Source organism: Flagellimonas eckloniae, from assembly GCF_001413955.1.
GTDB classification, from domain to species: Bacteria; Bacteroidota; Bacteroidia; order Flavobacteriales; family Flavobacteriaceae; genus Flagellimonas; species Flagellimonas eckloniae.
Genome location: NZ_LCTZ01000002.1, coordinates 2,493,113 through 2,519,417 on the forward strand (window position 1 = coordinate 2,493,113; position 26,305 = coordinate 2,519,417).

Consider the following 26,305-nt stretch of genomic DNA (forward strand, 5'->3'; position numbering starts at 1 on the left):
AATACCCATCTTACTATCGATTTATATATAACCAATCCGTTCTTGGCTCTGAGCCATCTCCAAGATCCAGCACATAATAATAGGTACCCACTGGCAATAAATCTCCTTTTTGTACAGTGGCGCGACCATTAGATGTTCCGTCCCAATCATTATTGTAGGAGCGTTGTTCGTATACAATATTGCCCCATCTATTATAGACCTGAAGCAAATTGTTAGGGTATCTGGAAATACAGTCAATTTTAAAGAACTCGTTTACACCATCTCCATTGGGTGAAAACTCATTATAAATTATCAAACAAGAAGGTTCAACCGATGCTTGATCCGAGTCATTGGAACTATCCGTATCCAATTGATCCACATAGGCCAAGCTAGCTGTGTTTGTATAATCGTTAATATCCAAAACTTCAACAGTGAGTTGTAAACTAGCTGTTCCCAAAGCATCTAAGGTATCAAGCTCCCAAAAACCGGAAATCTCATCATAAACCCCAATTGAAGCTTGGGAAGTAATCAATCGATATCCTTGTGGCAGTTGTTCTTCAATTCCTATGTTGGTTGCTGTTACATTACCTTGGTTGATTACCGTTATGGTGAAATTAACCTGATCGCCAATATTTGGAGAGGTATTATCCACATTCTTGGTTAAAGCAATATCCGTTGTTTGTGGAGTTACAAAGGCAATGGCCTCATCATCATCATCCAACCCATCTGAGAGGTCATCTACATCAACTCCTTGATTTGGATTACTGTCTGGATCAGCTAAATCACTTGCGGATATGACTGCTATGTTTAAATATTCATCTGTAGTTCCTGTTGGTTCATTAACCGTGGCCAGGACAACCAATGTTTCTGTAGTCTGATTAAAAATAGCTCCGTTAATGCTCCAAACGCCTGTAGAGGAACTATAAATCCCCGCTGTGGTTATATGGGATTGGTAAGTGTAGCCTGATGGCAATAAGTCGGTAATTACAACTCCGGTTGCATCACTGAAACCATCGTTACTAACACTGACCGTAAACTCAACTACATCACCAATATTAGGAGTTGGGTTGTCCACGGTTTTGGTCAGTGAAAGGTCTGACAATCCATCAGGTACTGGAACGATAGTATCTTGATCATCTTCAGAATTTAAATTATTATCTGGTGTTGAGTCTGGATCAAAAGTGTCCAAAGCTGTCAACTCCGCTGTATTTCTGTAATCTCCGCTTGATAAAACCAAAGCGGTTATTTGTAACGTTTCTGAGGCTCCGTTTGTTATTGTTGGCAACGCCCAAGCTCCTGTAATGTTATCATAGACCCCAGAAGAAGTGATAGCTGAAACAAAGTTATATCCAGATGCCAATAGATCTTCTATGACCAATCCTGAAGCATCATTAGGACCAGCATTATTCACAGTTATGGTAAATACGATTTGATCACCCACTGATGGACTCAAGTTATCTGCTGTCTTTGAAATTGAAATATCAGTAACAGACCTAGGTATGACCGATTGTTCGTCTTGGTCATCTTCAGTAAGAATATTATTTCCAGGTGTTGAATCTGGGTCTTGCTGAATGGATGTAATTACCTCCGCAACATTTACATAATCTCCAGTTGCATTTACCTGGGCAGTAATATTTAAATCAATGCTGCTTCCGCCAACAATAGTTCCAACATTCCAAAGTCCGCTAGCATCTGAATAGGTACCTCCAGAATCATCCGATAGATAGGTATATCCTGATGGCAATACATCTGAAACCACAACGCTTGTTGCATCACTTGGCCCCTCATTGGTCAAGGTCACCGTAAATGTTACATTTGAGCCAACATCAGGAGATTCATTATCCACGGTTTTATCCAATGCCAAATCTGCTGCTGGAATAGGGGTTGTACCGGCACTATCTTGGTCATTTTCAAATACATTGTTATTGTTTGGGATTGAGTTAGGATCAAAATTACTGGAAGAGAGAACTTCTACAACATTAAAGTAATCTCCAGATGGATTAACCATGGCCACTATATTCATAGTTTCCGTAGTTCCATTTGGAATTACGCCATTCAATTCCCAAATACCGGTTCCTGGGGTATAAACTCCTGCTGTTCTATTATTTGATACATAGGTATACCCATCCGGCAATAAATCTAAAACTTCCACTCCAGTGACATCGTTAGGCCCTTCATTGGTAATGCTGATATTGAAAATGACCTCTTCTCCTACCAATGGACTTAAAATATCCACTGATTTTCGCAATACAAGATCTGAAACCAGTACTGGAACAGGTTCAATAGTTTGTTGATCATCCTCCGTATCGTCATTATTTGCTGGCTCCGAATCAATATCGGTTTCTGTTAAATCCGTTAATTCAGCAATATTGGTATAGTCCCCATTGGGAAGAACGTTAGCCGTGATTATAATGTTTTCTGAGGTTGCATTGTCCAAATTTCCAATTGTCCAAGAACCATTTAAAGGCTCATATACTCCATTGGATGGAACAGCACTTACAAATTCGTATCCAGATTCCAAGAAATCTGTTACTACTACATTGGTAGCGTCACTTGGCCCATCATTGAATACAGAAACCGTAAACACAATTTGTTCTCCAACATTTGGAGTTAAATTATCGGCTGTTTTGGTAACGGAAATATCAACTAAAGGTCTTGGATTGACCATGATTTCATCTTGGTCGTCTTCCCCTGCCACATTATTATTTGGCGTAGAGTCACTATCTGTTTGGTCTTGAGCGGTTACTTCTGCGACATTGATATAGCTACCAGTAACATTCACCGTCGCTGTAATGTTCAATGTTTCTATAACTCCGCTTGCCAAGGCTCCTACATCCCAAATTCCCGTACCGCTTGTATAATCTCCCCCGCTATCATCGGAAACATAGGTAAATCCTGATGGAAGTAAATCCGTTACTTGAACAGAGGTAGCATTACTAGGTCCCGCATTGGAAACTGTAAGTGTAAATACTATATTGGTATTTACATCTGGATTTGAATTATCTACATCCTTGGTCAAAGAAATATCCACTAAAGCTACTGGTGTTATTGTAACCTCATCTTGATCATCCTCTGCAGAAACTCCATTGCTTGGGGTAGAATCAATATCAAAAGCATCAGATGCTGTAATCTGGGCAGTGTTGGTATAAACGCCAGAATCATTTACCAATGCATCAATAATTATGGTTTCTGATGCACCTCCTGCTAGCGTTCCAACTTGCCATGCCCCAGTAGTTTCATTATAAGTCCCTTCCGTTGCGCTATACAATACATAATCAAATCCAGTTGGCAATTGGTCAGTTACAACTACATTGGTTGCATCAGCCGGGCCACTATTGGAAACGGTTATTTCAAAACTTATTTCTTCTCCCACACTAGGGGTGAGATCATTATCGACCACTATTTTTGTTAAGGAAAGGTCTGCTTGTATCGGTGCTGCAGTAATGGCATCCTCGTCATCTTCACTTTGGTCGCCATCATCATTATTTGGCGTACTGTCGACATCAAACTGGTCACTAGCCGTTACTTCAGCAATATGGGTAAACTCCCCTGAAGCACCTGTGGGGGTCAATACTTCTGCGTTAAATGTAAGTATTGTAGTATTTGTACCCAAAGGAACAGTAAGTCCTGACCATGTTATTATATCAGAAATTAAACTAAAAGTTCCTCCATTACTTATTCCAGAGATGTTTCCATATCCTGGAGGTACCAGGTTTTCGATAGAGATTCCAGAGGCAGCATCATCTCCTAAATTGCTTAAATTAATTGTAAAGGTTACTACATCGCCAACTTCTGGTGTTGTATTGCTAGCCAATATTTCCAATTCTAAGTCAGCAACTTGGGGAATTACAACAAAAAAGTCTTCATCATCTTCATCTTGGTCACCATCATCGTTCCCTGGGTCACTATCTGGGTCATATTGGTCTACTACCGCTATCTCAGCTGTATTCAGATATTCATCTGTTGTTCCCGTTGGTGCATTTACTGTTACTTCATAAGAAACGGTTGTTGAACCTACAGCCAATGAAGTAATATTCCATGTTAAAAAAGTACCTGCAATCGCAGATCCTCCGTTATTGATTGTACCCAAAGTATAACCAGAAGGAACAATGTCTTCCAAAACTATATTAGTAGCGGTATCAGGCCCTGCATTAGTAACAGTCAATTCGAATACAACTGTATCACCAACATTTGGTGTTGCACTTGAAGCTGCACTAATATCCTTTACTAAACTTAAGTCTGAAACAGTAGGTGTAACTGTCTGTACATCTTCATCATCTTCACTTTGATCTCCATCGTCATTGTTGGGCGTACTATTGGAATCGTATTGATCCGCAGCCGTAATTTGGGCAACATTTTCATATTCTCCTACTGTCCCCGTTGGTGCATTTACAGTTACTTGATAGGTAAGTGTTGTTCCGGTCAAAGGTACACTTGCTAAATTCCAGATAACTTCAGAGCCTCCTAAATTAAATATCCCTCCATTGGATACTGAGCCACCAACTATGGTATAGCCAGATGGAACCTGATCTTCAATACTTACATTGGTTGCAATGCTCGGTCCTGCATTATCGACCTGAACCGTAAACGTAACCGTATCACCTACATCCGGAGTTGTATCACTTACCGATTTATCTACTGAAAGGTTGGCAATTTGTGGTGTTATCGTCAAACTCGTTTCATCATCATCAGCAATGGTATCACCTAAATCATCAGTTCCTGTACCAACTGTTGGATCACTGTCCGGGTCAAACTGTTCACTTGCCGTAATTTGGGCACTGTTAGTGTATTCTCCCGAAGCACCCGTTGGAGTATTCACTGAAGCCTGATAAGTTAAAGCAATATTCCCGGAAGAAGGAACAAACAATCCTGACCAAGTAGCATTATTGCCAATGATTGAACCGCCGCTATTAACAGTTGTAAGGGTAAAACCTACAGGCAAAATATCTTCAACAGAAACACCTGTGGCATTGTCCGTACCGGAATTGGAAATAATAAGTTCAAAAGTTAAAACATCTCCTACGTTTGGCGAGGCAGTGCCCACAATAATACTTTTAGAAATGCTCAAATCAGCCACTTCAGGAATGGCAATGGATACAGCATCTTCATCATCCTCGCTCTGGTTTCCTGTATCGTTATTTGGTGTACTATCAATATCGAATTGGTCACTAGCAGTTACCTCAGAAACATTGGTATATTCCCCTGCGGCACCAGTAGGTTCCAATACGGTAGCCTGAAAAGTAAGCACAGTACTATTGGTTCCCAAATCTACATCGAGTCCAGTCCAAGTAATTGTCCCACTACCAGCATTGTAAACTCCACTATTGTCTATTGCAGTAATACTTCCATAACCTATGGGTAAGGTATTTACGACTGAAATTCCCGTAGCATCAACTCCTTGTTGATTGCTTAAATTAATGGTAAATGTGACTACATCATCTACTTTGGGCGAAGTATCACTTACCAAAAATTCCAATTCAACATCTGTTGTTTCCGGGGTAGTTATAGTAACTGAAGCTTCATCATCTTCACTCTGATCTCCATCATCATTATTTGGTTCACTATCTGGATCATATTGATCAGATGAGGTAATCTGTGCTGTATTTACATACTCATTTAAGGCTCCTGTTGGGGCATCAACTGTAACTTCATAGGTCACTGTAGTATTTCCACTAATCAGCGAGGCAATATCCCAGCTAATTGTTCCACCGGATTCGATTCCTCCATCATTTATAGTGGTAATGGTATATCCAGAAGGTACTATATCTTCCACTGTGATGTTAGTAGCTGCATCTGGACCAGCATTAAAGACTGTTAACTCAAAAACCACAGTATCGCCCACATTTGGTGTTGTGCTGGACGCAGAGCTTACCCTTTTTCTAAGACGCAAATCCGAAGTGTTCACATTTACTTCTGCAGAATCTTGATCATCTTCTCCAGTCAAACCATTGTTAATTGTTGAATCAATATCAAAAGTATCATTAGCCGTTATTTCAGCTATGTTTACATATTCATCGGTTGTGCCTGTTGGTATATTTACAGTGACATCAAAAGTCAAACTTGTTGTTGCTCCGTTTAAAATAGAAAGATTAGACCATGTGATTGACAAATCTCCCGGATTAAACACTCCTGCGTTACTTACGGTCCCTGGCACCAATGTATAACCAGATGGGATTACATCTCTTACCGCAACCCCAGTTGCATCCGCTGCACTGGAGCCATCATTATTGAACACATCTAAAGTAAAAGTTACTATATCTCCAGGATTGGCAGATGTAGGTAAAACTGATTTAGTTAGCTCTAAGTCAACCCCTATCAAGGAGATTTGAACGGTATCGGATACTGGAGTACAGGTACCATTGGAAACTGTCCATTGAAAAACATAAGTACCTGAATTTGCTCCAAAGACTTCAGTATTTGGATCATTTTCATTGACAAAGCCAACTGTAGTTGGTCCAGAAACCTGAGTCCATACACCAATCCCAGCTATTGGGGCATCTGCAGCTAGAGTAATTGTTGAAAATTGATTTAATGACTGATTAGGTCCTGCATCTGTGCTTATGGGGTCGGCATAAATGACCACTTCCATTGTATCAGTTTCAGAACATCCACCACTAATAACGGTCCATGTGAATTCGTATGTTCCAGGTTCTAAAGTATCGATTAAAGTTGTTTCGCTATTTGGCGTGACGATATTGGCCAATGTTCCTAGGGCACCTCCAAAACCAGGTCCGGCAGTCTGTGTCCAGGTTCCTGTACCCACAGCGATAACTGATGCTGCCATATTGGTTTGAGTAGCAGCACAAAATTCTTGATCCGGTCCAGCTTCAGCATTGGAAGGAGGATTTGCGGTAAATATTATTTCCATTGTATCCGAAACGGGTTCACAGGCTGAAGGTGAAGGTGGTGAAGGGAAAGTAACTCCATCATATCCAACAGTCCATGTTAATTCATATGTTCCCAATGCGGTTACATTTGATAGGGTTGAAGTTGGAGAGTTAGGATCGTCTATTGTTAACGTTTCACCTACGGGTGAACCAGTAAGTGTCCATGTACCAACGGCTATACCTGATGGTGGATCCGCCGCAAGTTGTGCATCTAGTTCACATGCATTGTTCTGATTAAGACCTGCATTGGCCACTGGAACATCATATACTTCAATACGGACTACATCGGAAGTGTTAAAACAGAATCCTGATTCAAAATTCCATTCTAAGATATAGGTGCCAGGTATGGTCAATCCTGTAAGTGTTGATGTAGGGTCATTAACATCGGTAATTACCGCTGTACTTCCTGCAGGTTGTTCCGTGAAACTCCATGTAGCTTCGTCCACATCATCTGGAGGGGTGTTTCCAGCTAAAGTGGTTTGATTGGCAATGGCTAAATCCCCTCTACACAAGATTTGATCGGGACCTGCATCAGGTAATACTGTGGGCAGTCCGCTTGATTCTACACGTACTTGATCTGAGGTGTTTCCACAGCCAGTTGAACCTGGATAATTTGTGGTAAATTCAAAAATATAAAAACTACCAAATACAATATCGCTTACTTCAGCAACATTACTCCCCACTGGGTTTTGGGATATGGTTGCTGGTGTTCCAGGAGCACCTAGTACTCCGGGTCCAAATACTTGTGTCCATGTTCCTGTAGAGCCAAAAGTGGCTTCCAGTAAGAAGTTTTGAACTTGGCATAATTCTAAGTCATCGCCAGCGTCCGCTGGAACAAAAACATTAACAGTTTTATCGGCAAAAGTAGTAGGACAATTGCTATCCCCAGCTATGGTCCATCTAAACGTATACGTCCCTGATACCATTCCGGCAATCATGGCATTTGGGTCATTGATATCTGAAAAAGTTGGTGTATTGGGCGCCCCAGAAAGCAGGGTCCAATATCCGGTTTCAATATCACTGTTAAAAGGATTACCATCCAGCGTTATAGTAGTTGCAGAACAAATAGTTTCTGTAGCTGTTGTAACAGAAGCCGTGGTTGGCGGAATACCTACATTTAAAACTACTTGGTCCGTATCTGTGGAACAACTGCCATTGTTTGCAGTCCATTCAAAAATATATTGTCCTGAAAATGTAAAAGTAACTTGGGCAGTAGGACTGGTTTCATCGTCAAAAGTATACCCTCCCGGTCCAGAGACTTGGGTCCATATGCCACTACTTCCTACCGATGCAGTTGCATCCATTGTAAACACAGATTGACATTCAGTTTGATCTGGACCTGCATTAGCAACAGCATTGTCACCAATAGTAATCTCAACCTCATCCGAAGTAGATTGACATCCAGGAGCATTTTTCGCTATGGTCCATGTAAGCAGATAACTCTGTTCGATTGCTATGGTTATATCAGTATCAGCCTGGTTTACATCATCAAATGTTATTCCCGTAGCGGGAACTGCTGTCCAGGTTCCATTTTCATCTACTGCTGGTTCATTTCCTGCTAAGGTTGATGAAGTTAATCCTGAGGCAAGGCATTGATCTGGACCTGCATCTGCCAATGTTGGTCCTTGATTCGCATTAGTCGAAATAGTAACGGTATCTGTACCTGGCAATGGACAAGTGGCATTATTGGGGTTTGCAATCGTCCATAAGAAAATATACGTTTCGTTTGGATCATCCAATCCAGATACCAAAGTTTTTGGGTCATTTTCATCTTCAAATACAATAGTAGATCCTACAGGTGCAGTATCTACTGTCCATGTTCCTACCAGATTCGAAGTTGGCGGAGTATTTGCGTCCAATTGTGTGGGTGCTCCATAACATATTGATTGGTCAAGACCTGCATCCGTTGTTACTGCTGTATCTGATGCCACACTAACAGTGACTGTATCTTCGGAGGAAGGAGAGCAGGCATTCCCGCCCGAAATTGCATATTGAAAGACATAAGTTCCAGGTACAAGCCCCGAAACCATAATATTTTGAGCATATGGATCATCTATACTAGCTGTATTAGGGCCACTTATTTGCGACCATAGTGAACTACCTATAGTTACTGGATTCCCTGCCAAACTTGTATCCGTATCGTTACAATTCAAGGGAATGTCGGTTCCTGCATTTGCAGCCGTAGGTGTTAGAGCAACGGTAACATTAATAGCATCAGTGGCAACATCACAACCAGTTTGAATAGTTCCATCCAAAGCACTCCTAAAAAGTATGGTATATGTTCCCTCTATATCAAAGTCTATGTTTAAAGGAGTACTCCCGGTATTTAAAAAAGTACTGGCATCAATTAAAGTAGAACCACTTGGGCCACTTACAATGCTATAGGCATTTGTTCCATCTCCTGTTGAACTGAATGGTATATCTACACTAGTTATTCCACAATCAGCAATTATATCTGCACCTCCTTCGGCCGGATTTGCAGTAATTGTAGGAGTCGTGGAATATTGAACAGTGGCAGTTGCTACATCACTACATAATGTTGTTGTGTTTTCTATAGTATAGGTAAACTCATAACTCTCATTTGAATCCAAACCACTAATCTGAGTGGTACTAGAGTTTGGGTTAAGTATATTTATACCAGTAGTAGAACCTCCAGTTTGTGTCCATGCAACGGTTTCTCCAGTAAATTGAGGTACAGAACCAACCAATGTGATCGTAGTAATACCTGTATCACAAAAACGTATGTTATTATCTTCTATAGAAGCTGTGGATATATCTTGTGTGGCCTCATCTACAGTTATAGTTACTGTATCTTCTCCATTGGCGCAAGGACCGCTAACTGACCATCTAAAAACATAGGTTCCTTGAATAAGGTCAGAAACACCGGTAGTGTTGTTGTTAACATTTGCGATTGTGGGTGCGCTTGGACCACTAACAAAAGACCATGTTCCAACTTGCCCATTAATATTATTACCCCCAAAGCTTGCTCCCATGTTTGTGGACTGTGTTACAGCATAACAATTGTCCAAATTTTGATCTCCCCCAGCATTTACAATTGATGCGCCTCCATAATTGGTAACGGTTATTGTAGATGAAGATTCACAGAACTGACCAGGAGCGTAATCAGGCCCTGTAATTGTCCATTGTAAAGTCGTAACTCCTGCACTGTTTTCTGGTAAAGTCAAGCTTGTTGCAGGTGATGTAGGTGAATTAATGGTTACACCTGCATTATTGCTCCCTATTATACTCCACTGCCCAGTCTCTCCTCCATTAAGGGGAGTGTTGGCATTGGTTACAATTGCTCCAGAATTGTCTGGGCAGGATGCTATATCGTTACCTGCATTTGATATAGTAATTGGTTCTACAGTAATCTCAACATCCTGAAATGGTGTACTTCCGTCAGAACAAGTACCTGTCAACCTAAATATATAAGTATTACCTCCTACCAATCCAGTTATTTCTGTTGTAAGGTCAGATGGATCATCGATCAAAACCGATGGACCTCCTACTTGTGACCATGTTGGACCGCTCAAGATAGAACCTCCTGCAGTACCTGATAAATTAAATGTGCCTATGTTACTACAAATAGTTTCTGGTATACCCGCATTAATAGTACACTGTGCCTTACCAAATTGAAAAGAAGTGCATAAAAGGAAAAAGAAAAGAAGATTTTTATGCTTGTTGAGGTTTTGTAAAAACATATTCATAGTCGAGAAAATGAGGTTTTCTTAAGATGTAAGAATATTCAAACATATCTACTACCATCGACTAAAGGGAAAATATGTTGTATTTAAACGATCATTTGTTGTGAAACATGGGATAATAGATGAAAGCTCAGCTCAATTATCAACATTTTCCGAATAATAAAATCAATGAACCTGCATAAATCAGGTAAAACATATATTCAAAACGTATTGATTACAAGGAGGTTAGTTGGAAAATGAAAAGATTAAAACCAAAGAAAATTATAGCCAGGTTATGTCAACAAAAAAAGCCAAGATCTAAAATCTCGGCTTTTAGTTGAAGTACTCGAGGTGGGAATCGAACCCACACTCCAAAGGAACTGGATTTTGAATCCAGCGCGTCTACCAGTTCCGCCACTCGAGCATTAATTTTTCAAAAGGACTGCAAAGCTAAAAAATAATTTCATTTACCACCAAAAATACCTGCATTAATCCTTTAGCAACCCGAATTAATTTTTAAATTTGCACCTCTTTTATAAAAAGGCACTTTAAAAAGCTAGTTAACAATAGATTGCAATGTCATACCAAGTTCCAGAGCCAAAAATTTTCGCTTGTACCCAAAGTACGGTACTTGGTGAGAAAATCGCAGCTTCGTATGGTGCGGACTTGGGAAAAGTTCTTTTTTCAAGATATAGCGATGGGGAGTTTCAGCCTTCCTTTGAGGAATCCATAAGGGGTGCACGTATTTTTATCATTGGATCTACCAATCCAAGTTCAGAGAACCTGATGGAAATGTTGTTGATGATCGATGCTGCAAAAAGAGCATCGGCAAGACATATTACCGCAGTTATGCCCTACTTTGGTTGGGCCAGACAAGATAGAAAAGACAAACCAAGGGTTCCTATAGCGGCAAAACTAATTGCCAAGATGTTGGAAACCGCAGGAGCTACAAGAATTATTACCATGGATTTGCATGCAGATCAAATTCAAGGTTTTTTTGAAAAACCAGTTGATCATCTGTTCGCTTCTACCCTATTTCTACCCTATCTGAAAAAACTAAATCTGGACAACCTTTGTATTGCATCACCAGATATGGGAGGGTCTAAGAGAGCCTATGCATATTCCAAGGCATTGGAGAGTGATGTGGTCATCTGCTACAAACAACGCGCAAAGGCCAATGTAATTTCACATATGGAACTAATTGGTGATGTAAATGGTAAAAATGTGGTATTGGTTGATGATATGGTAGATACTGCCGGAACGCTGACCAAAGCTGCTGATCTTATGATGGAACGGGGTGCAAAAAGTGTACGTGCCATCACAACACATGGATTGTTGTCTGGGAACGCCTATGAAAAAATAGAAAAATCAAAGCTTTCAGAGCTTATAGTTACTGATTCCATCCCAGTTCAACAGGACCGAAAAAAAATAAAAGTATTGGGATGTGCCGACCTTTTTGCAGATGTTATGCACAGGGTTCATCACAACACATCAATATCATCAAAATTTTTAATGTAAATCAATTTAATATATATAATGAAGTCAATTACTATCAAAGGATCTCAAAGAGAAAGCGTAGGCAAGGCATCGACCAAGGCCTTACGTAATGCTGGAAAGGTCCCTTGCGTACTGTACGGAGGGGATAAACCATTGCACTTTTCAGCTGATGAACTAGCATTCAGACATTTAGTGCACACTCCTAACGCACACACGGCTGTGATTGAGTTGGAAGATGGACAAAAATTGGAAGCTGTTTTACAGGACATTCAATTTCATCCTGTAACGGATAAAATTCTTCACATAGATTTTTATCAATTGTTCAAGGACAAGCCTGTTACCATAAATATCCCTATTCGTTTGGAAGGAAATTCCCCTGGTGTACGTAATGGTGGTCGTCTACTTTTTAGAAAAAGAAAGCTTTCCATTAAGGCATTGCCAGATTTGCTTCCCGATTTTATCACCATAGATATTTCAAATCTAAGAATTGGGGGCACGATTGCCGTGGAAACACTATTAAGTGATGATTATACGATTCTACACCCAGACAGTACAGCTGTTGTACAGGTGAAAGCTTCCAGAACATCTGTTGATGATGAGGAGGAAGAAGAAGAAACTGAAGGGGCTGAAGGTGTTGAAGGTGCTGCTGAAGGTGCTGAAGCGCCAGCCGCAGAAGCTACTGAGTAGTTTCACAATAAATCTTAAAGCATCCCTACTTTACATTCTTGTAGAGTTTTGGGATGCTTTTGTATTTTTGGATAAAACGGAAACTTCTTTATGTTCCAGTTTATTAAAACACTTTTTAGCACTCCAAAATCGTTATTAGAAGATACTGATATCATGAAAAAATTCCTTATTGTCGGTCTTGGAAACATAGGATCTGAATATGAAGAGACCAGACACAATATTGGTTTTAAAATATTAGATTACCTATCTGAACAAGAAGGTTTTGTTTTTGAAAGTGCAAAACTGGGCACTGTTGCCACATTTAAACATAAAGGCAAGAGCATTTTGTGCCTAAAGCCATCCACATATATGAACTTAAGTGGCAAGGCCTTAAAATACTGGATGGAAAAAGAAAAAATTCCCCTAGAAAACATCCTGGTCATTACAGATGACCTTAACCTCCCTTTTGGCACGATTCGTCTTAAATCAAAGGGTAGTGATGGCGGACATAATGGTCTAAAAGACATTCAAACCGTACTACAAACTTCTAAATACAATCGCTTTAGGTTTGGAGTTGGTTCAGAGTTCAGTAAAGGTAAACAGGTTGATTATGTACTGGGCAAATGGAATGCAGATGAGGTGGAACAACTTAAAGAACGTTTACAACAATCTACTAACTTGGTTCGCTCATTTGTATTTTCAGGCATAAAAAACACCATGAACCAATTTAACGGCACTTAATAATCAGAATACTTTAAATTCAAAAACTCCGGAATCTGATGTATTTCCTTCGGAATCTGTTGTTATTACTCTCCAAAAGTAAACGGTATTGGATTCAACACTTGCGGCAAGCTCCATTATACTAGAGTTGGTTGTTCCAAGTGATGTGAGAGGTGGGTTTTGATCCGCGAAAAACACTTCGAAGGATTCAATATCATTTTCAACATCTGCACCAATCCATATTAAATCAACCTCATTCGCAATGCTTTTTTGAACCGTTGAACCAGAAATTGGACTAACCAATTGTGCAGGAAACGGGGCATATGTGGTTTGAGCTCCCGAATTGTAAAATAGCCATGTCTCACTGCTAGCTATCTGATCGGAATCTGAATTGATTGATGTGACTGACCACGAAAAAGGTGCTCCCTTGGCTATGGATAAACTCGCGGAGGTTGCAGCGGTAGAAATTGTCTGTGGCATATTAGTATCCAAATTCACAACGTTTAGGGAATAGGTCTCCGTATTTGCCGAAGACTGCCACTCAAACGTAACTTGGCTTAAAGTTTCATTCACGCTGACTCCGGTAGTGCATTCAGAATTTTCCAAAGGAAAAATCAAATCTGCGCCTTCAGGAGCTGGTGGTGGGTCATCATTTCCACCACAAGAAGAAAACAGGGCGAGCGCTATTAAGCTTAGAAAAAATTGCTTCATTCTTTAATCAATTTAAATACTTCCTGTATTTCCGCACCTTGAATATTCAAATAGTATATTCCTATTGGCAATAACGAAAAATCCATCTCAAGCTCATTTCCATTCACCCTCCTGTTAGTTTTAAGGATCAAACGTCCATCAGCCGAAAAAACTTGAACATCTACCTCTCCGACTAAACCATTTAGAAAGATTTTTGTATCACTACCAATGGGGTTAGGATAGACTATGGGTTTTGAGGATATAAAAAATGTCTCCTCATAACTTCCTTGACAAGGCAAATCAGTATACACTTTTAACGAATTGAGTCCGTTTTTTAGTTCTAGATTAATTTCCGATTCTTGGGTTTGTGTAACCAACCCATTCAATTCCACATTATAAAAATCACTACCATCCAATAAAAGTTCCAATGTGGTCCCATTTGCGACTGCAATTGTCGTTAACAATGCTGGTTCTGATATTATAATATTAAAACATACCTCTTGGTAGGTTATAGATCCATCTGTTCCTGTAATACACAAGGAATAATTTCCTGCCGTTAAATTCTCAAAAGTATGGGTGTCGGTGAAATCCACGTTCACGGGGGTTCCCCCGCCATCCAAAACAGCGGTATAGGTCAATGAAGTATCGGCAGCAGTTATCGCTACGGATCCATCATTGTTATTTCTGCAGGCTTCACTCTGTATTTGTACTGTAAAATTGTCCGAAGGAAATCTATTGATTGGACAGCCGTTTGTATCAACTTCAACTCCTTTTGGAGTTCCTAAGCATAGATCATCACCATCATCAAAAACCCCATCTTCATCTTCATCTGGTCTAAACATTCCTTCTACACACACTTCCATTGAAAACGCCACCAATGACCCTCCATCTCCATTCGCAATATCCTGAACTTCCAATGTCCACTCACCCAAAACAGATTCGCCATTTAAGGACGCCAAGGAACCTAAGGGGCTTACCGTTCCTGAAATTGCAGGGTTTCCTGAGCATACTATGGTTGACCCATCATCATCAAAAATAGCATTTAGGTTATTTAAATCTGAACATGTATTGGAAATCAAGGCTACCTTGGTTCCTGATGGTGAAATTAAACTTATGGTCAAGTCTTCCAAATACGTATGTGTTAGTTCTAAGCTCACATTGATATCTGAAATGGGTAAATCCTCAAAAAACTGCACCGTTGTCGTAATTGTTGGCGTCCCTATACTGGAAATGGCTAAAGGAAGCCCGTTGGATTCCGCATTTTTACAATCTACTTGTATGGTAGTAAAACTAAAAGGTGTTCCAAAAGTGCCAACTCCACAATTGTTCTGCGGTCTCACCCTCCAAAAATATTCTATTTCAGGCGCTAGGCCTGTTGGTTGATAAAAGTTATAGGGTGTAGTTTCTGATTCCACAATAGTTGTAAATCCTGAATCCGTTGCAATCTCAACATCATATGAAGTATATAGTTCGTTAGCCTCCCAATTCAGTTCGGGGTTTACAGGTGTATTTAATTCTAGGTCCAAGGGCGATGTTAAAACTACATCTACAAATGTTCCATCATTGATTGTAAGTGACAATGGGACATTTTTAGTTTCTGAGGTAGCCGTAGATATGATAGTAATTGTGTATTCCCCAGTTGCCACACCATTGGTATTGGAAATAGTAAGTAATACATCGGTATCATTGGCATCAGCTTGTGTTGGGGCAAAGGATGCTATTAACCCAGCAGGTAAATTTGCTGAAAAAGTTGATGTTTCACTAAATCCGGAAAAAGCTTGGTATGTAAATGGAATTACAATATCATTCGGCTGGCATACATCAAAAGACAAGTCTTCAAAACTTAAAACTACTTGCGATTCTTCAATGGAAAAATTTGTGGAATTAACTGCAAAAAAGATATTGTTGCTGGCCTTTATCATTATTCGGGCTTCACCGGTAACATTTCCTGGAATTTGTACATCTGCACTACCGTAGTTCAAAACATCCTCTGCCAAAGTAATGGGAAAGCTGTTTCCACCATCCAGGGATAAGAAAATATCCACCGTCTTGGCATCAACCGGTAAAATATTGGTATTGGCCACATCCCATGTGACCTGTTGAACAGAACCGGCTGCATAAGTCTCATTAGAAGCCTGAGAGGTAACAACGAACGGCCCGGCTGCATTTATAACCTGCACATCCAGAACATCTGAAACCACTTGTCCACCTCCTAGGGCATTGTCCCTTACAGTAAGGGCAAATTTCAAATCTCGTTCTATCGTAGACACTGTTTCCCAAGCACTATTGAACGGAGGGCTGGTCTGGGTTAAATTTCCGAGAGCGACACTGGACAGTTTTGGAAAATATCGAGTAGGATCCGTAGTTGGGGGCAATGATCTAAAATTAGCACCACTAGGATTTTCAGGGCCAAAAGTACTTGTAGTAACCACTCCATTGTCAATTTGTTCCCATGCATAGGTCAATACATCTCCAACATCACTATCAGTAGCCATACCTTCCAAAGCAAAAGCGGTCCCTTTTGGAATAATATAATCTCCCATTGGGGTTAAAACTGGTGGAGAATTGGTTAAAGCAGTGGTCTGGGCACAAGAAACCGTTTGTAAGTAATCTGAGATTTGAAGAATGCTATTGTAATGAAAGTAATCATCGCCATTGCCGGCAACGTTATTCCCTGGCACAATACCTGCATAACCCATAATTGTGGTTCCGCTGGCTGGTTCTGCCTGTACTCCGGTTCCTTCAGATTCAAAGGACCATGTATGGTTTGCTCCAAATTGATGGCCCAATTCATGGGAAACAAAGTCAAGATCAAATACATCTCCTTCCGGAACAAATGCAGATGAAAAGGCACTACCCTTTCTGTTGTCTGAACAAACTGATCCAATAAAACCTGCATTTCCATTATCCTGACCCTCATCGACCTTGTTTAGAAGGTGACCAACATCATAATTTTCCTCACCAATTGTAGACGTCAAGGTATTTTGCACCTCACTGTTTAAATTGTTTCCATAAGGATCGGTAGCCTCATCTGTAAATATGACCAAGTCATTGTTGGCAACAAGTTCTAAAGTAACTCCTAAATCTGTTTCAAAAACTTCATTGACCCTCGTCAAGGTAGCATTTATTGCAGCCAGCGCATCGGCAACGGTACCTCCATGAAAAGCGGTGTATTCTCCAGAAACCGAAATTGCTATTCTAAACTTTCGTAAGAGTTGATCATCTACCAGGGGTACGATTGTTTTGGAAACTGTTTGTTGTAATTTATCAGTATCACATATAAAACTATCTTTTCCGGAATCCCCATCAGCTTTTTCATAAACCACATATGAATTTTCCTTATTGGACAACTGCTCCATAAATGCAGTTTTTTGGTCTTGAACATTAACAATCATGCTCTGAAGTCCCTTATGGGAGCTACTGAGTTTCAATTTGTACTTTCCATCTAAGCTTGTACCTGAAAATGATTTTATGTTAGGGTATTTATTAGCCAAATCTGGATGGAAAACAGAAGTTTCCTTTATTGAAAAGGCGGTTATATTTCCATTAGAATTAGGTAGGTAAATAAGTTGTGTTTCATTTTTGGAATCTGATGAAGATTCAAGCGCTTTTGAAAAACCTTCTTTATCCAAAGAAAAAACTGCTTTGGCTTTGGACATATTTTTGACCGAGGCACTTTTAAAATTAGATTTTGCGGAAATAGATTTCCAATAACCCTGCTGTCCAGAAGCATAAAAGCAAACAAAAAATATGGTTATTGAAAAAACAAGATGTAATTTAGCTCTCATTCAAAAGGGGCATAAGTCGTTATCAAAAATAGCCTTTTTTATTTTCTTGATTAGGTGGAAACAATCCAAGGCATTACACAGTTTACCAAGACAACTTTTCAAACAGCCATAACCATTGGCACTTTTGATGGAGTACATCTTGGTCACCGCAAAATATTGGAACGCCTCATAAATAATGCCAAAAATGGCGATTTAAAACCTACAGTGCTTACATTTTTCCCCCATCCGAGGATGGTTTTGCAAAAGGACACCGATATTAAATTGCTGAACACATTGGAGGAAAAAATACAAATTTTAGAATCATTAGGGTTGGACTATCTTATTGTACACCCCTTCACAAAAGACTTTTCAAGGCTTTCAGCAACAGAATTTGTGCGCGACATCCTCGTGAATAGTTTAAAAAGTAAAAAAGTGATTATTGGGTATGATCATCGATTTGGAAGAAATAGAAATGCCAATATTCAAGATTTGATTGCCTTTGGAAATACATTGGATTTTGAGGTTGAAGAAATTCCGGCACAAGAAATAGATGAGGTATCCGTAAGTTCCACAAAAATTAGAAATGCATTGTTGGATGGAGATATTATTACCGCAAATACCTATTTAAATTACCCATACATGCTTACCGGAATCATTAAAAAAGGTAAGGGTTTGGGCAAAGAGTTTGGCTTTCCAACTGCAAACCTACATATAGCTGAAGGATACAAACTAATTCCAAAAAATGGAGTTTACGTGGTTAAAAGCATCATTAATGGTAAGGAGTATCATGGAATGATGAACATTGGATTTAATCCAACAGTGTCAGGTACCGAAAAAAGTATAGAGGTCAACTTTTTTAAATTTGAAGGGAATCTTTACAATAAAAAAGTGCAGGTTGGTATTTTGCACCGTATTAGGGATGAACATAAATTTGATTCTGTTCAAGATCTAAAAAAGCAACTGAAAAAAGACAGGGAACAATCACTTGAATTAATTTCCGGGTAAAATGTTACGTCAATTTCTTTTTAAAAAAATAGACAATGCCCAGCTCATTGTTTTCAGGGTTTTTTATGGCCTTTTAGTAAGCGCGGAATGTTATGGCGCAATTGCTACTGGCTGGGTACGAAGAACCTTAATAGAGCCCCAGTTTACTTTTTCATTTATAGGTTTTGAATGGCTGCAGCCCCTCCCAGGAAATGGAATGTACATTTATTTTGCCATCATGGGAACTCTTGGCATATTAATTACTCTAGGCTATAAATATAGATTTAGTGCTTTTGCTTTTGCCATCATGTGGGCAGGAGTGTATTTAATGCAGAAAACATCATACAATAACCACTACTATTTGTTAATGTTATTGGCTTTTATAATGGCCTTTTTACCTGCAGCCAAAGATTTCTCAATAGATGCCAAATTAAATCCAAAGTCTCGTTCCCATACAATGTTCAATTGGATTCGATGGATCATTATTCTTCAGTTGTTCATTGTATACACCTATGCTTCCGTAGCAAAATTATATGGTGATTGGTTAGATTTTAGCATTATTGAAATATTGATGAAATCCAAAAAAGATTATTTCTTGATTGGTGAAATCCTCCAGCAAAAATGGGTTCATAAAATAGTTGGGGTTTTTGGGATTGTCTTTGATTTGCTGATTGTTCCAGCATTGCTCTGGAAACCAACCAGAAAAGTGGGTTTTATCTTTTCAATATTCTTTCACCTTTTCAACAGCATCGTTTTTCAAATAGGAATCTTCCCATACCTCTCATTGGCCTTCATTGTATTTTTCTTTGAACCAAAGACCATTCGAAATATCTTTTTGAGAACCAAGAGCATTCCATCACAAAACGCACAAAGTCCACCTAAAAATCAAAACCTGATTATCATTGTTCTTGGTATTTATTTTATAGTTCAACTAGTACTCCCGCTAAGACATCATGCGTTTAAAGATGATGTACTATGGACCGAGGAAGGGCATCGATTGAGTTGGCGAATGATGTTGCGAAGTCGCTCAGGCACCATACGCTATAAAGTTGTAAATACACAAACTGATTCCATAACCAATATTAAACTAAACGATTATCTCACAAAAAAGCAACGAAGAAAAGTAGCCTGTTATCCAGATTTTATATGGCAATTTGCCCAGCACCTTAAAAAAGAATACGCTAAAAATGGGGAAGACATTCAAGTTTTTGTTCAAAATAAGGTCAAAGTAAACAAAGGCAAGTACCATGAATTTATAGACCCAAAAATAGACTTAGCCAGCGTTCCTTGGAAACATTTTTCGCATAATGAATGGATAAGGCCCTCACAAAAAGAATAATTGTTGGTTCACTTCCGTAGATTGGCTTAAATTTGCCGCTCAAAACAAGGTCATGCTTCAATTACAGACTATTAGGGAGAATAAGGAAAGTATCATTACCGCATTGAAAAAGCGAAATGTTGATGCCGAACCTATTTTATCCGCCATATTGGATTTGGATGAAAAAAGGCGTTCCATCCAGACTGAATTGGATGGAACCTTGGCAGAATCCAACAAGCTTTCCAAGGAAATTGGCATGCTTTTTAAATCTGGAAAGGCACAAGAGGCTAACCAACTAAAAGAGCAAACTTCCGGTCTAAAAGAAGCATCAAAACAATTGGGAGAGGATTTGAACGCAACAAGTGCCGCCCTACAGGAGCAATTGTATCAATTACCCAATATTCCACATGCATCAGTTCCTACTGGAAATTCAGATGCCGACAATGAAGAAATTTTTAGTGAAGGAGACATTCCAACACTTATTGAGGGTGCTTTGCCCCATTGGGAACTTGCCAAAAAGTATGACATCATCGATTTTGAACTGGGAGTAAAGGTCACAGGTGCCGGGTTTCCAATTTATAAAGGTAAGGGAGCTCGTCTACAACGCGCTTTAATCTCATATTTTCTGGACAAGAACACCGATGCTGGATATACTGAAGTACAGCCTCCCCATTTGGTAAATGAAGCTTCAGGATATGGTACCGGTCAATTACCGGATAAGGAAGGACAAATGTATCATGTTCAAACAGATGACCTATATCTTATTCCAACCGCCGAAGTGCCAATTACGAATTTGCACAGAGGTGATATTGTGCCGCAAGAAAATTTTCCAATCAAATACACCGGATATACACCCTGCTTTAGAAGAGAGGCCGGAAGTTATGGTGCACATGTTAGGGGATTGAACAGGCTCCATCAGTTTGATAAGGTTGAATTGGTCCGCATTGAACATCCCAGCACTTCATACCAAGCTTTGGATGAGATGGTAGAACATGTTAAGGATATTCTTCGAGAACTGAAATTGCCCTACCGAGTGCTTCGTCTTTGTGGCGGAGATTTAGGCTTTACCTCTGCCCTAACGTTTGATTTTGAAGTTTTTTCAACGGCTCAGGATAGATGGTTGGAAATTAGTTCCGTATCCAATTTTGAAACTTTTCAAGCAAATCGATTAAAACTTCGTTTTAAGGATGAAAATGGGAAAAGTCAGTTGGCGCATACCTTAAATGGTAGTTCATTGGCATTGCCCAGAGTTTTGGCTGGAATCTTGGAAAACTATCAAACCGAGATCGGTATTAAAATACCTGAAGTTCTAGTTCCGTATTGTGGGTTTGATATGATTGATTAATCGTATTCAAACATTAATTTGGAATCACTTAACAGATTTCAGCATTTTTCTGCGTTATATTTGAAATAAAACAAGGTATTGCGATACATTTTATTTTTTATTTCTTTTCTATTCCTGTCCTCTGTGCAATCACAAGAGGATTTCTTGGCAAAGCAGTATTTCAATGATGGCGATTATGATAAAGCCTTGGTTTTTTATGAAAAATTGGTCAAGAAAAACCCAAGACGCACAGATTATTCAGAAGGTTTGGTTGCCTGCTACCAACAATTGGAACGTTATGGGGACGCAGAGAAATTTTTGCTGGCAAAGATTGAGGATTCCTATGCTTTCCCAACTTTTTTTATCGAATTGGGCTACAATTATACGTTGCAAAATCAGCCTGAAAAAGCAACGGACTATTATGACAAGGCCATTCAAAAAATTGATGAGAATCCTAATTTTGGATATAGTGTAGGCTATAGGTTTCAAAAATACGCGCTATTAGAACAAGCAATTTTAGCCTACAAACGGGCAATGGTGCTTAAACCAGAATTGAATTATGATTTTCAATTAGCCCGAATCTACGGAGAACAAGGTGATATTGAAAAAATGTATCAATCCTACCTAAATCTGATTTATGAAGGAAAAACTTCCCGTTCCAATATTCTTAGAAACATTGATGATTTTATTTCTGAAGATTCTTCAAACCCAAATAATGTTCTGTTGAGAAAGGTGCTTCTTAAAAATGCACAAAAAAACCCTGATATCCTTTGGAATGAGTTATTGAGCTGGCTCTTTATTCAGCAAAAACAATATAACAGCGCTTTCAACCAGGAAAAGGCAATTTTTAAAAGAACCGATGAAACCTCGCTGGACCGGATGGAAAATCTTGGACAGATTACTTTGGAGGACAAAGATTACGAAAACGCCACTACAGTTTTTGAATACATTGTTGCCCATAGCAATAACCCGGTTTCCAAGTTGAACGCTGAGCTTCATTTGATAGACATCGAGCTTGTTAATGCTAATGGGAAAAAACTGGATGCAGTGGAAAAAAAGTTTCAAGCACTAGTTGGTGAATATGGAAACCAAAGTCGCACTTTGCAGCTTCAAATTGCCTATGCAAACTTTTTGACTTTTAAAAAGGAAAATCCAGCACCGGCAATTGCAATGCTTAAGGAAAGTCTTGAGTTGCCTTTGGGGCGCATGGGAATTGCCTATGTAAAATTGGCCTTAGGCGATATTTTGGTCTACGACCAACAGTTTAATCAGGCCTTAATCTATTTCACACAGATACAGAAAAGTCTAAAGAATGATGTTTTAGGTCAAGATGCTCGTTTTAAGGTGGCACAGACCAGTTTTTACAAAGGTGATTTTGATTGGGCGTTGACGCAATTAAAAGTACTTAGGGGTTCCACATCGCAACTTATTGCAAACGATGCCATGCAATTGAGCCTCTTAATTTCTGATAACTCCTTGGAAGATTCCACCCAAACTGCATTAAAAAAATATGCAAGGGCTGACCTTCTAGCCTATCAAAACAAAAATAAACAGGCCATTGAAGTTTTGGAAGATATTTTGCAGAACCATAAAGGGGAGAAAATTGAAGATGAGGCTTTGCTAAAACAAGCACAGCTTTTGGAAGCCCAAAAATCTTATGAGAGCGCAGAATTTAATTATAAAAAAATAGTAGAGTTTTATGCCGATGGTATTTTGGCGGACGATGCCTATTTTGCATTGGGCGAATTGTATAGGTCCATTTTAAACGAACCAGAAAAGGCAAAGAACCACTACGAAAAAATCATTTATAATTATCAGGACAGTTATTACTTTCCAAAAGCCAGAAAACAATTTCGACAGCTTCGGGGCGATGCAATAAATTAAACTTATCTACATTTGGGCTATTAAAACTTAGCATAAATGCTCATATACAATGTTACCATAAACATAGATGAAAGTGCCCATGACAAATGGCTAATTTGGATGCGGGACAAACATGTACCGGATATGTTGGCCACAGGAAAATTTTCGCATGCAAAAATGGCCAAGGTATTGGTTGAAGAAGATATGGGTGGAGTCACTTATTCCGTTCAATACACAACCAAAGACCGACAAACCTTGGAATTGTATTATAAGGAATATGCCGAACGGCTTAGAGCGGATGCAACAAAGCTGTTTCCCAACAAATTTGTTGCCTTTAGAACAGAATTGGAAATAATAAGTCAACAGATTCCCTAAGATTTTGGAGTATCTATTTACCTATGGCACACTGCAAGATTTATATGTGCAGCAATCTATTTTTGGCCGCATTCTAGACGGGAAAATTGATTTTTTATCCGGATTCAAACGATTGGACAATGCAGTTTATGAAAAATATCCCTTAGTCGTACAAACCCAAGACCCTGAACATATGGTTCAGGGAAAAGTCTTTGAAGTGACTACCTTGGATTTACAAAAGGCCGATGCATATGAAACCGATGCCTATAGACGTAAAAAAGTGAAGTTAGAATCTGGTATTGAAGCTTGGCTATATATCGAAAATTCACATTAACTTGCAAAAAAACGTCCCATGTCTAAGAAAAATAAAAGGAAGTTTGGTAATGGTAAGCCAAAGAAATTTAATCATGGGCAGGAAGAAAGTGCTGTTAAGGCCAAAAAGCATTTAGGGCAACACTTTCTCAAGGATGAAGACATTGCAAAACAAATTGCGGACACACTTTCCCTTCAAAACTACACCAATGTTATAGAGATTGGCCCAGGCATGGGAGTTCTCACCAAATATCTATTACTTAAAGACATGGATTTGGTTGCGATGGATCTGGATGAAGAGTCCATAGTGTATCTTAACCATAGTTTTCGTCTGGAACACCCAAAAATATTTGAAAAAAACAGCCGCTTAAACATTATAGAAGCAGATTTTTTAAAATTTGATTTAAAGCAATTATATGGTGATGAGCAGTTTGCCATAACTGGAAATTTCCCTTATAATATCTCCACCCAGATTGTTTTTAAAATGCTTGAAATGCGGCAACAGGTTCCTGAGTTTTCGGGGATGTTCCAAAAAGAAGTAGCACAGCGCATTTGTGGAAAACCTGGAAATAAAACCTATGGAATCTTATCCGTGTTGGTTCAGGCATTTTATGAAGCAGAATATTTGTTCACCGTACCTCCCCAGGTATTTGACCCTCCTCCAAAAGTACATTCCGGAGTACTGAAATTAACTAGAAGGGATAACTTAAAACTGCCCTGTGACGAACATTTGTTTTTCAAAGTTGTAAAAACTGCCTTTAATCAAAGAAGAAAGACCATTCGCAATAGCCTTAAGACTTTTGGCCTGTCAGATAATCTAAAAGAAGATACTATCTTTGACCTGCGCCCAGAACAGCTGGGTGTATCTGATTTTATAGCGTTAACGCAGAAGATTGCCAATGATCCCGTTTAAACTCACAGACGAGCTACTAGAACAGATTCAACAACTGATAGCGGATAAAAAGAACGCTGATCTTAGGTTGATGATGAAGGAGTTTCATTATGCTGATATTGCAGAAATCGCAGAAGAACTCACTAAAGATGAGGCCACATATCTCATTAAACTTCTGGATAGTGAAAAGACCTCAGATATTCTTGCCGAGATGGACGAGGATTTACGGGAATCCATACTCAAGAACCTTTCTGCCAAAGAGATTGCTGGGGAGCTGGAAGAACTTGATACAGATGATGCTGCGGATATTGTAAGTGAACTTCCAAAAGACATTGTTCAAGAGGTAATTTCAGAAATAGAGGATAAAGAACATGCCAAGGACATAGTTGATCTTTTACGTTATGATGAGGATACTGCTGGTGGGCTTATGGCAAAGGAATTGGTCAAAGTCAAGGAAAATTGGAATGTGCTTACCTGTGTAAAAGAAATGCGGGCCCAAGCCGAGAACGTGACAAGAGTCCATTCCATTTATGTAGTTGATGATGAAGATAAATTAAAGGGCAGGCTTTCATTAAAAGATTTATTGACCACTTCCACAAAGACCCATATAAAGGATGTCTACATTTCAAAAGTAGATTACGTAACCGTAAATGAGAAATCTGAAGAAGTCGCCAAAATCATGTCCAAATATGATTTGGAAGCAATTCCCGTGGTTGATGAGATTGGCAGATTGGTTGGACGGATTACCATTGATGATATTGTTGATGTTATTCGTGAAGAAGCGGATAAGGATTATCAACTTGCTGCTGGTATTACACAAGATGTAGAAGCGGATGATAGTATAATAGAGCTTACAAGGGCAAGGCTCCCTTGGCTTTTTTTAGGGCTTATTGGCGGTATCGGCGCTTTTATCATTATGGAAGGTTTTGAAAAAATACTTGCGCAAGGCTATGCCATATTATTTTTGTTTACTCCGCTTATTGCGGCCATGGCTGGGAATGTTGGTGTACAATCCAGCGCAATCATTGTTCAAGGATTGGCAAACGACGACTTAAAAGGGAGTATTAACAAGCGATTGGTAAAGGAGATGCTCTTAGCCACTTTAAATGGGATTGTCCTTGCCATGTTTCTCTTGCTATTTGTTTGGTTATGGACCAAAGAACCTCAATTGGCACTGGCCATTTCCATATCACTGGTTGCGGTGATTATAGTTGCTGGTCTCATAGGCACTTTCGTGCCTCTCTTCCTTGATAAAAGAGGTATTGACCCTGCGATTGCAACCGGTCCGTTCATCACTACAAGTAATGACATTTTTGGTATCTTAATTTACTTTTGGATCGCTAAGTTGGTTTTAGGAATTTAAATTCAT

14 protein-coding genes and 1 tRNA gene are annotated in these 26,305 nt (G+C 39.3%); 11 read left to right on the plus strand and 4 right to left on the minus strand.

Features of this window, described 5'->3' with window-relative positions:
- Nucleotides 1–13: 13 nt before the first annotated feature.
- Together AAY42_RS10620 and AAY42_RS10625 are read right to left on the minus strand one after the other, a co-directional pair.
- Nucleotides 14–10,573 (minus strand): PKD domain-containing protein, encoded by a 10,560-nt coding sequence (locus tag AAY42_RS10620; RefSeq protein ID WP_082433399.1) that lies wholly within the window; start codon nt 10,571–10,573, stop codon nt 14–16.
- A 319-nt stretch (nt 10,574–10,892) separates the two neighbouring features.
- Nucleotides 10,893–10,973 (minus strand) — tRNA-Leu (locus tag AAY42_RS10625).
- A gap of 152 nt (nt 10,974–11,125) precedes the next feature.
- On the opposite strand from AAY42_RS10625, the gene AAY42_RS10630 reads away from it, so the two are divergent.
- From AAY42_RS10630 to pth, 3 genes are all read left to right on the plus strand, one after another.
- Nucleotides 11,126–12,067 (plus strand): ribose-phosphate pyrophosphokinase, encoded by a 942-nt coding sequence (locus tag AAY42_RS10630; protein ID WP_055395001.1) that lies wholly within the window; start codon nt 11,126–11,128, stop codon nt 12,065–12,067.
- Between the two features lie 18 nt (nt 12,068–12,085).
- The gene (locus tag AAY42_RS10635) at nt 12,086–12,733 is read left to right on the plus strand and encodes a 50S ribosomal protein L25/general stress protein Ctc (RefSeq protein WP_055395003.1); all 648 of its coding nucleotides are present in this window, start codon (nt 12,086–12,088) and stop codon (nt 12,731–12,733) included.
- A 90-nt stretch (nt 12,734–12,823) separates the two neighbouring features.
- Entirely contained in the window at nt 12,824–13,453 is a 630-nt protein-coding gene (pth, locus tag AAY42_RS10640) for an aminoacyl-tRNA hydrolase (protein ID WP_055395005.1), read from the plus strand.
- A 3-nt stretch (nt 13,454–13,456) separates the two neighbouring features.
- On the opposite strand, the gene AAY42_RS10645 is transcribed toward pth, so the two are convergent.
- Nucleotides 13,457–14,143 carry a hypothetical protein gene (locus AAY42_RS10645; RefSeq protein WP_055395007.1) on the minus strand — a complete coding sequence of 229 codons (687 nt, stop codon included), beginning with the start codon at nt 14,141–14,143 and terminating at the stop codon, nt 13,457–13,459.
- Entirely contained in the window at nt 14,140–17,781 is a 3,642-nt protein-coding gene (locus AAY42_RS10650) for a reprolysin-like metallopeptidase (protein WP_245625614.1), read from the minus strand. The genes AAY42_RS10645 and AAY42_RS10650 overlap by 4 nt, the downstream gene beginning before the upstream one ends.
- 183 nt (nt 17,782–17,964) lie before the next feature.
- On the opposite strand from AAY42_RS10650, the gene AAY42_RS10655 reads away from it, so the two are divergent.
- The 8 genes from AAY42_RS10655 (at nt 17,965) to mgtE (ending at nt 26,299) form a co-directional block, all read left to right on the plus strand.
- Nucleotides 17,965–18,894 (plus strand): bifunctional riboflavin kinase/FAD synthetase, encoded by a 930-nt coding sequence (locus AAY42_RS10655; protein WP_055395010.1) that lies wholly within the window; start codon nt 17,965–17,967, stop codon nt 18,892–18,894.
- A 1-nt stretch (nt 18,895) separates the two neighbouring features.
- Nucleotides 18,896–20,212, plus strand: coding sequence for an HTTM domain-containing protein (locus AAY42_RS10660; protein ID WP_055395012.1), 1,317 nt, complete (start codon nt 18,896–18,898; stop codon nt 20,210–20,212).
- A 52-nt stretch (nt 20,213–20,264) separates the two neighbouring features.
- Nucleotides 20,265–21,536 (plus strand): serine--tRNA ligase, encoded by a 1,272-nt coding sequence (serS, locus tag AAY42_RS10665; protein ID WP_055395014.1) that lies wholly within the window; start codon nt 20,265–20,267, stop codon nt 21,534–21,536.
- 78 nt (nt 21,537–21,614) lie between these two features.
- Entirely contained in the window at nt 21,615–23,399 is a 1,785-nt protein-coding gene (locus AAY42_RS10670) for a tetratricopeptide repeat protein (protein WP_055395016.1), read from the plus strand.
- A 36-nt stretch (nt 23,400–23,435) separates the two neighbouring features.
- Nucleotides 23,436–23,753: a DUF4286 family protein gene (locus AAY42_RS10675; RefSeq protein WP_055395018.1), complete on the plus strand. Its 318-nt coding sequence runs from the start codon at nt 23,436–23,438 to the stop codon at nt 23,751–23,753.
- Between the two features lie 4 nt (nt 23,754–23,757).
- Complete coding sequence (locus AAY42_RS10680) at nt 23,758–24,066, plus strand: gamma-glutamylcyclotransferase family protein (RefSeq protein ID WP_055395020.1); 309 nt, start codon at nt 23,758–23,760, stop codon at nt 24,064–24,066.
- Nucleotides 24,067–24,084: 18 nt separating this feature from the next.
- Complete coding sequence (rsmA, locus tag AAY42_RS10685) at nt 24,085–24,957, plus strand: 16S rRNA (adenine(1518)-N(6)/adenine(1519)-N(6))-dimethyltransferase RsmA (RefSeq protein ID WP_055395022.1); 873 nt, start codon at nt 24,085–24,087, stop codon at nt 24,955–24,957.
- A complete protein-coding gene (gene mgtE, locus AAY42_RS10690) occupies nt 24,944–26,299 on the plus strand; it encodes a magnesium transporter (protein WP_055395024.1) in 1,356 nt (451 codons plus the stop codon). Before rsmA ends, mgtE begins: the two co-directional genes overlap by 14 nt.
- The last annotated feature ends 6 nt before the right edge of the window (nt 26,300–26,305 follow it).

Coding starts and splice junctions, on each gene's coding strand:
- AAY42_RS10620 (WP_082433399.1), bottom strand. CDS start 10,573: ATGAATATGTTTTTACAAAACCTCAACAAGCATAAAAATCTTCTTTTC.
- AAY42_RS10630 (WP_055395001.1), top strand. CDS start 11,126: ATGTCATACCAAGTTCCAGAGCCAAAAATTTTCGCTTGTACCCAAAGT.
- AAY42_RS10635 (WP_055395003.1), top strand. CDS start 12,086: ATGAAGTCAATTACTATCAAAGGATCTCAAAGAGAAAGCGTAGGCAAG.
- pth (WP_055395005.1), top strand. CDS start 12,824: ATGTTCCAGTTTATTAAAACACTTTTTAGCACTCCAAAATCGTTATTA.
- AAY42_RS10645 (WP_055395007.1), bottom strand. CDS start 14,143: ATGAAGCAATTTTTTCTAAGCTTAATAGCGCTCGCCCTGTTTTCTTCT.
- AAY42_RS10650 (WP_245625614.1), bottom strand. CDS start 17,781: ATGTCCAAAGCCAAAGCAGTTTTTTCTTTGGATAAAGAAGGTTTTTCA.
- AAY42_RS10660 (WP_055395012.1), top strand. CDS start 18,896: ATGTTACGTCAATTTCTTTTTAAAAAAATAGACAATGCCCAGCTCATT.
- serS (WP_055395014.1), top strand. CDS start 20,265: ATGCTTCAATTACAGACTATTAGGGAGAATAAGGAAAGTATCATTACC.
- AAY42_RS10675 (WP_055395018.1), top strand. CDS start 23,436: ATGCTCATATACAATGTTACCATAAACATAGATGAAAGTGCCCATGAC.
- rsmA (WP_055395022.1), top strand. CDS start 24,085: ATGTCTAAGAAAAATAAAAGGAAGTTTGGTAATGGTAAGCCAAAGAAA.
- mgtE (WP_055395024.1), top strand. CDS start 24,944: ATGATCCCGTTTAAACTCACAGACGAGCTACTAGAACAGATTCAACAA.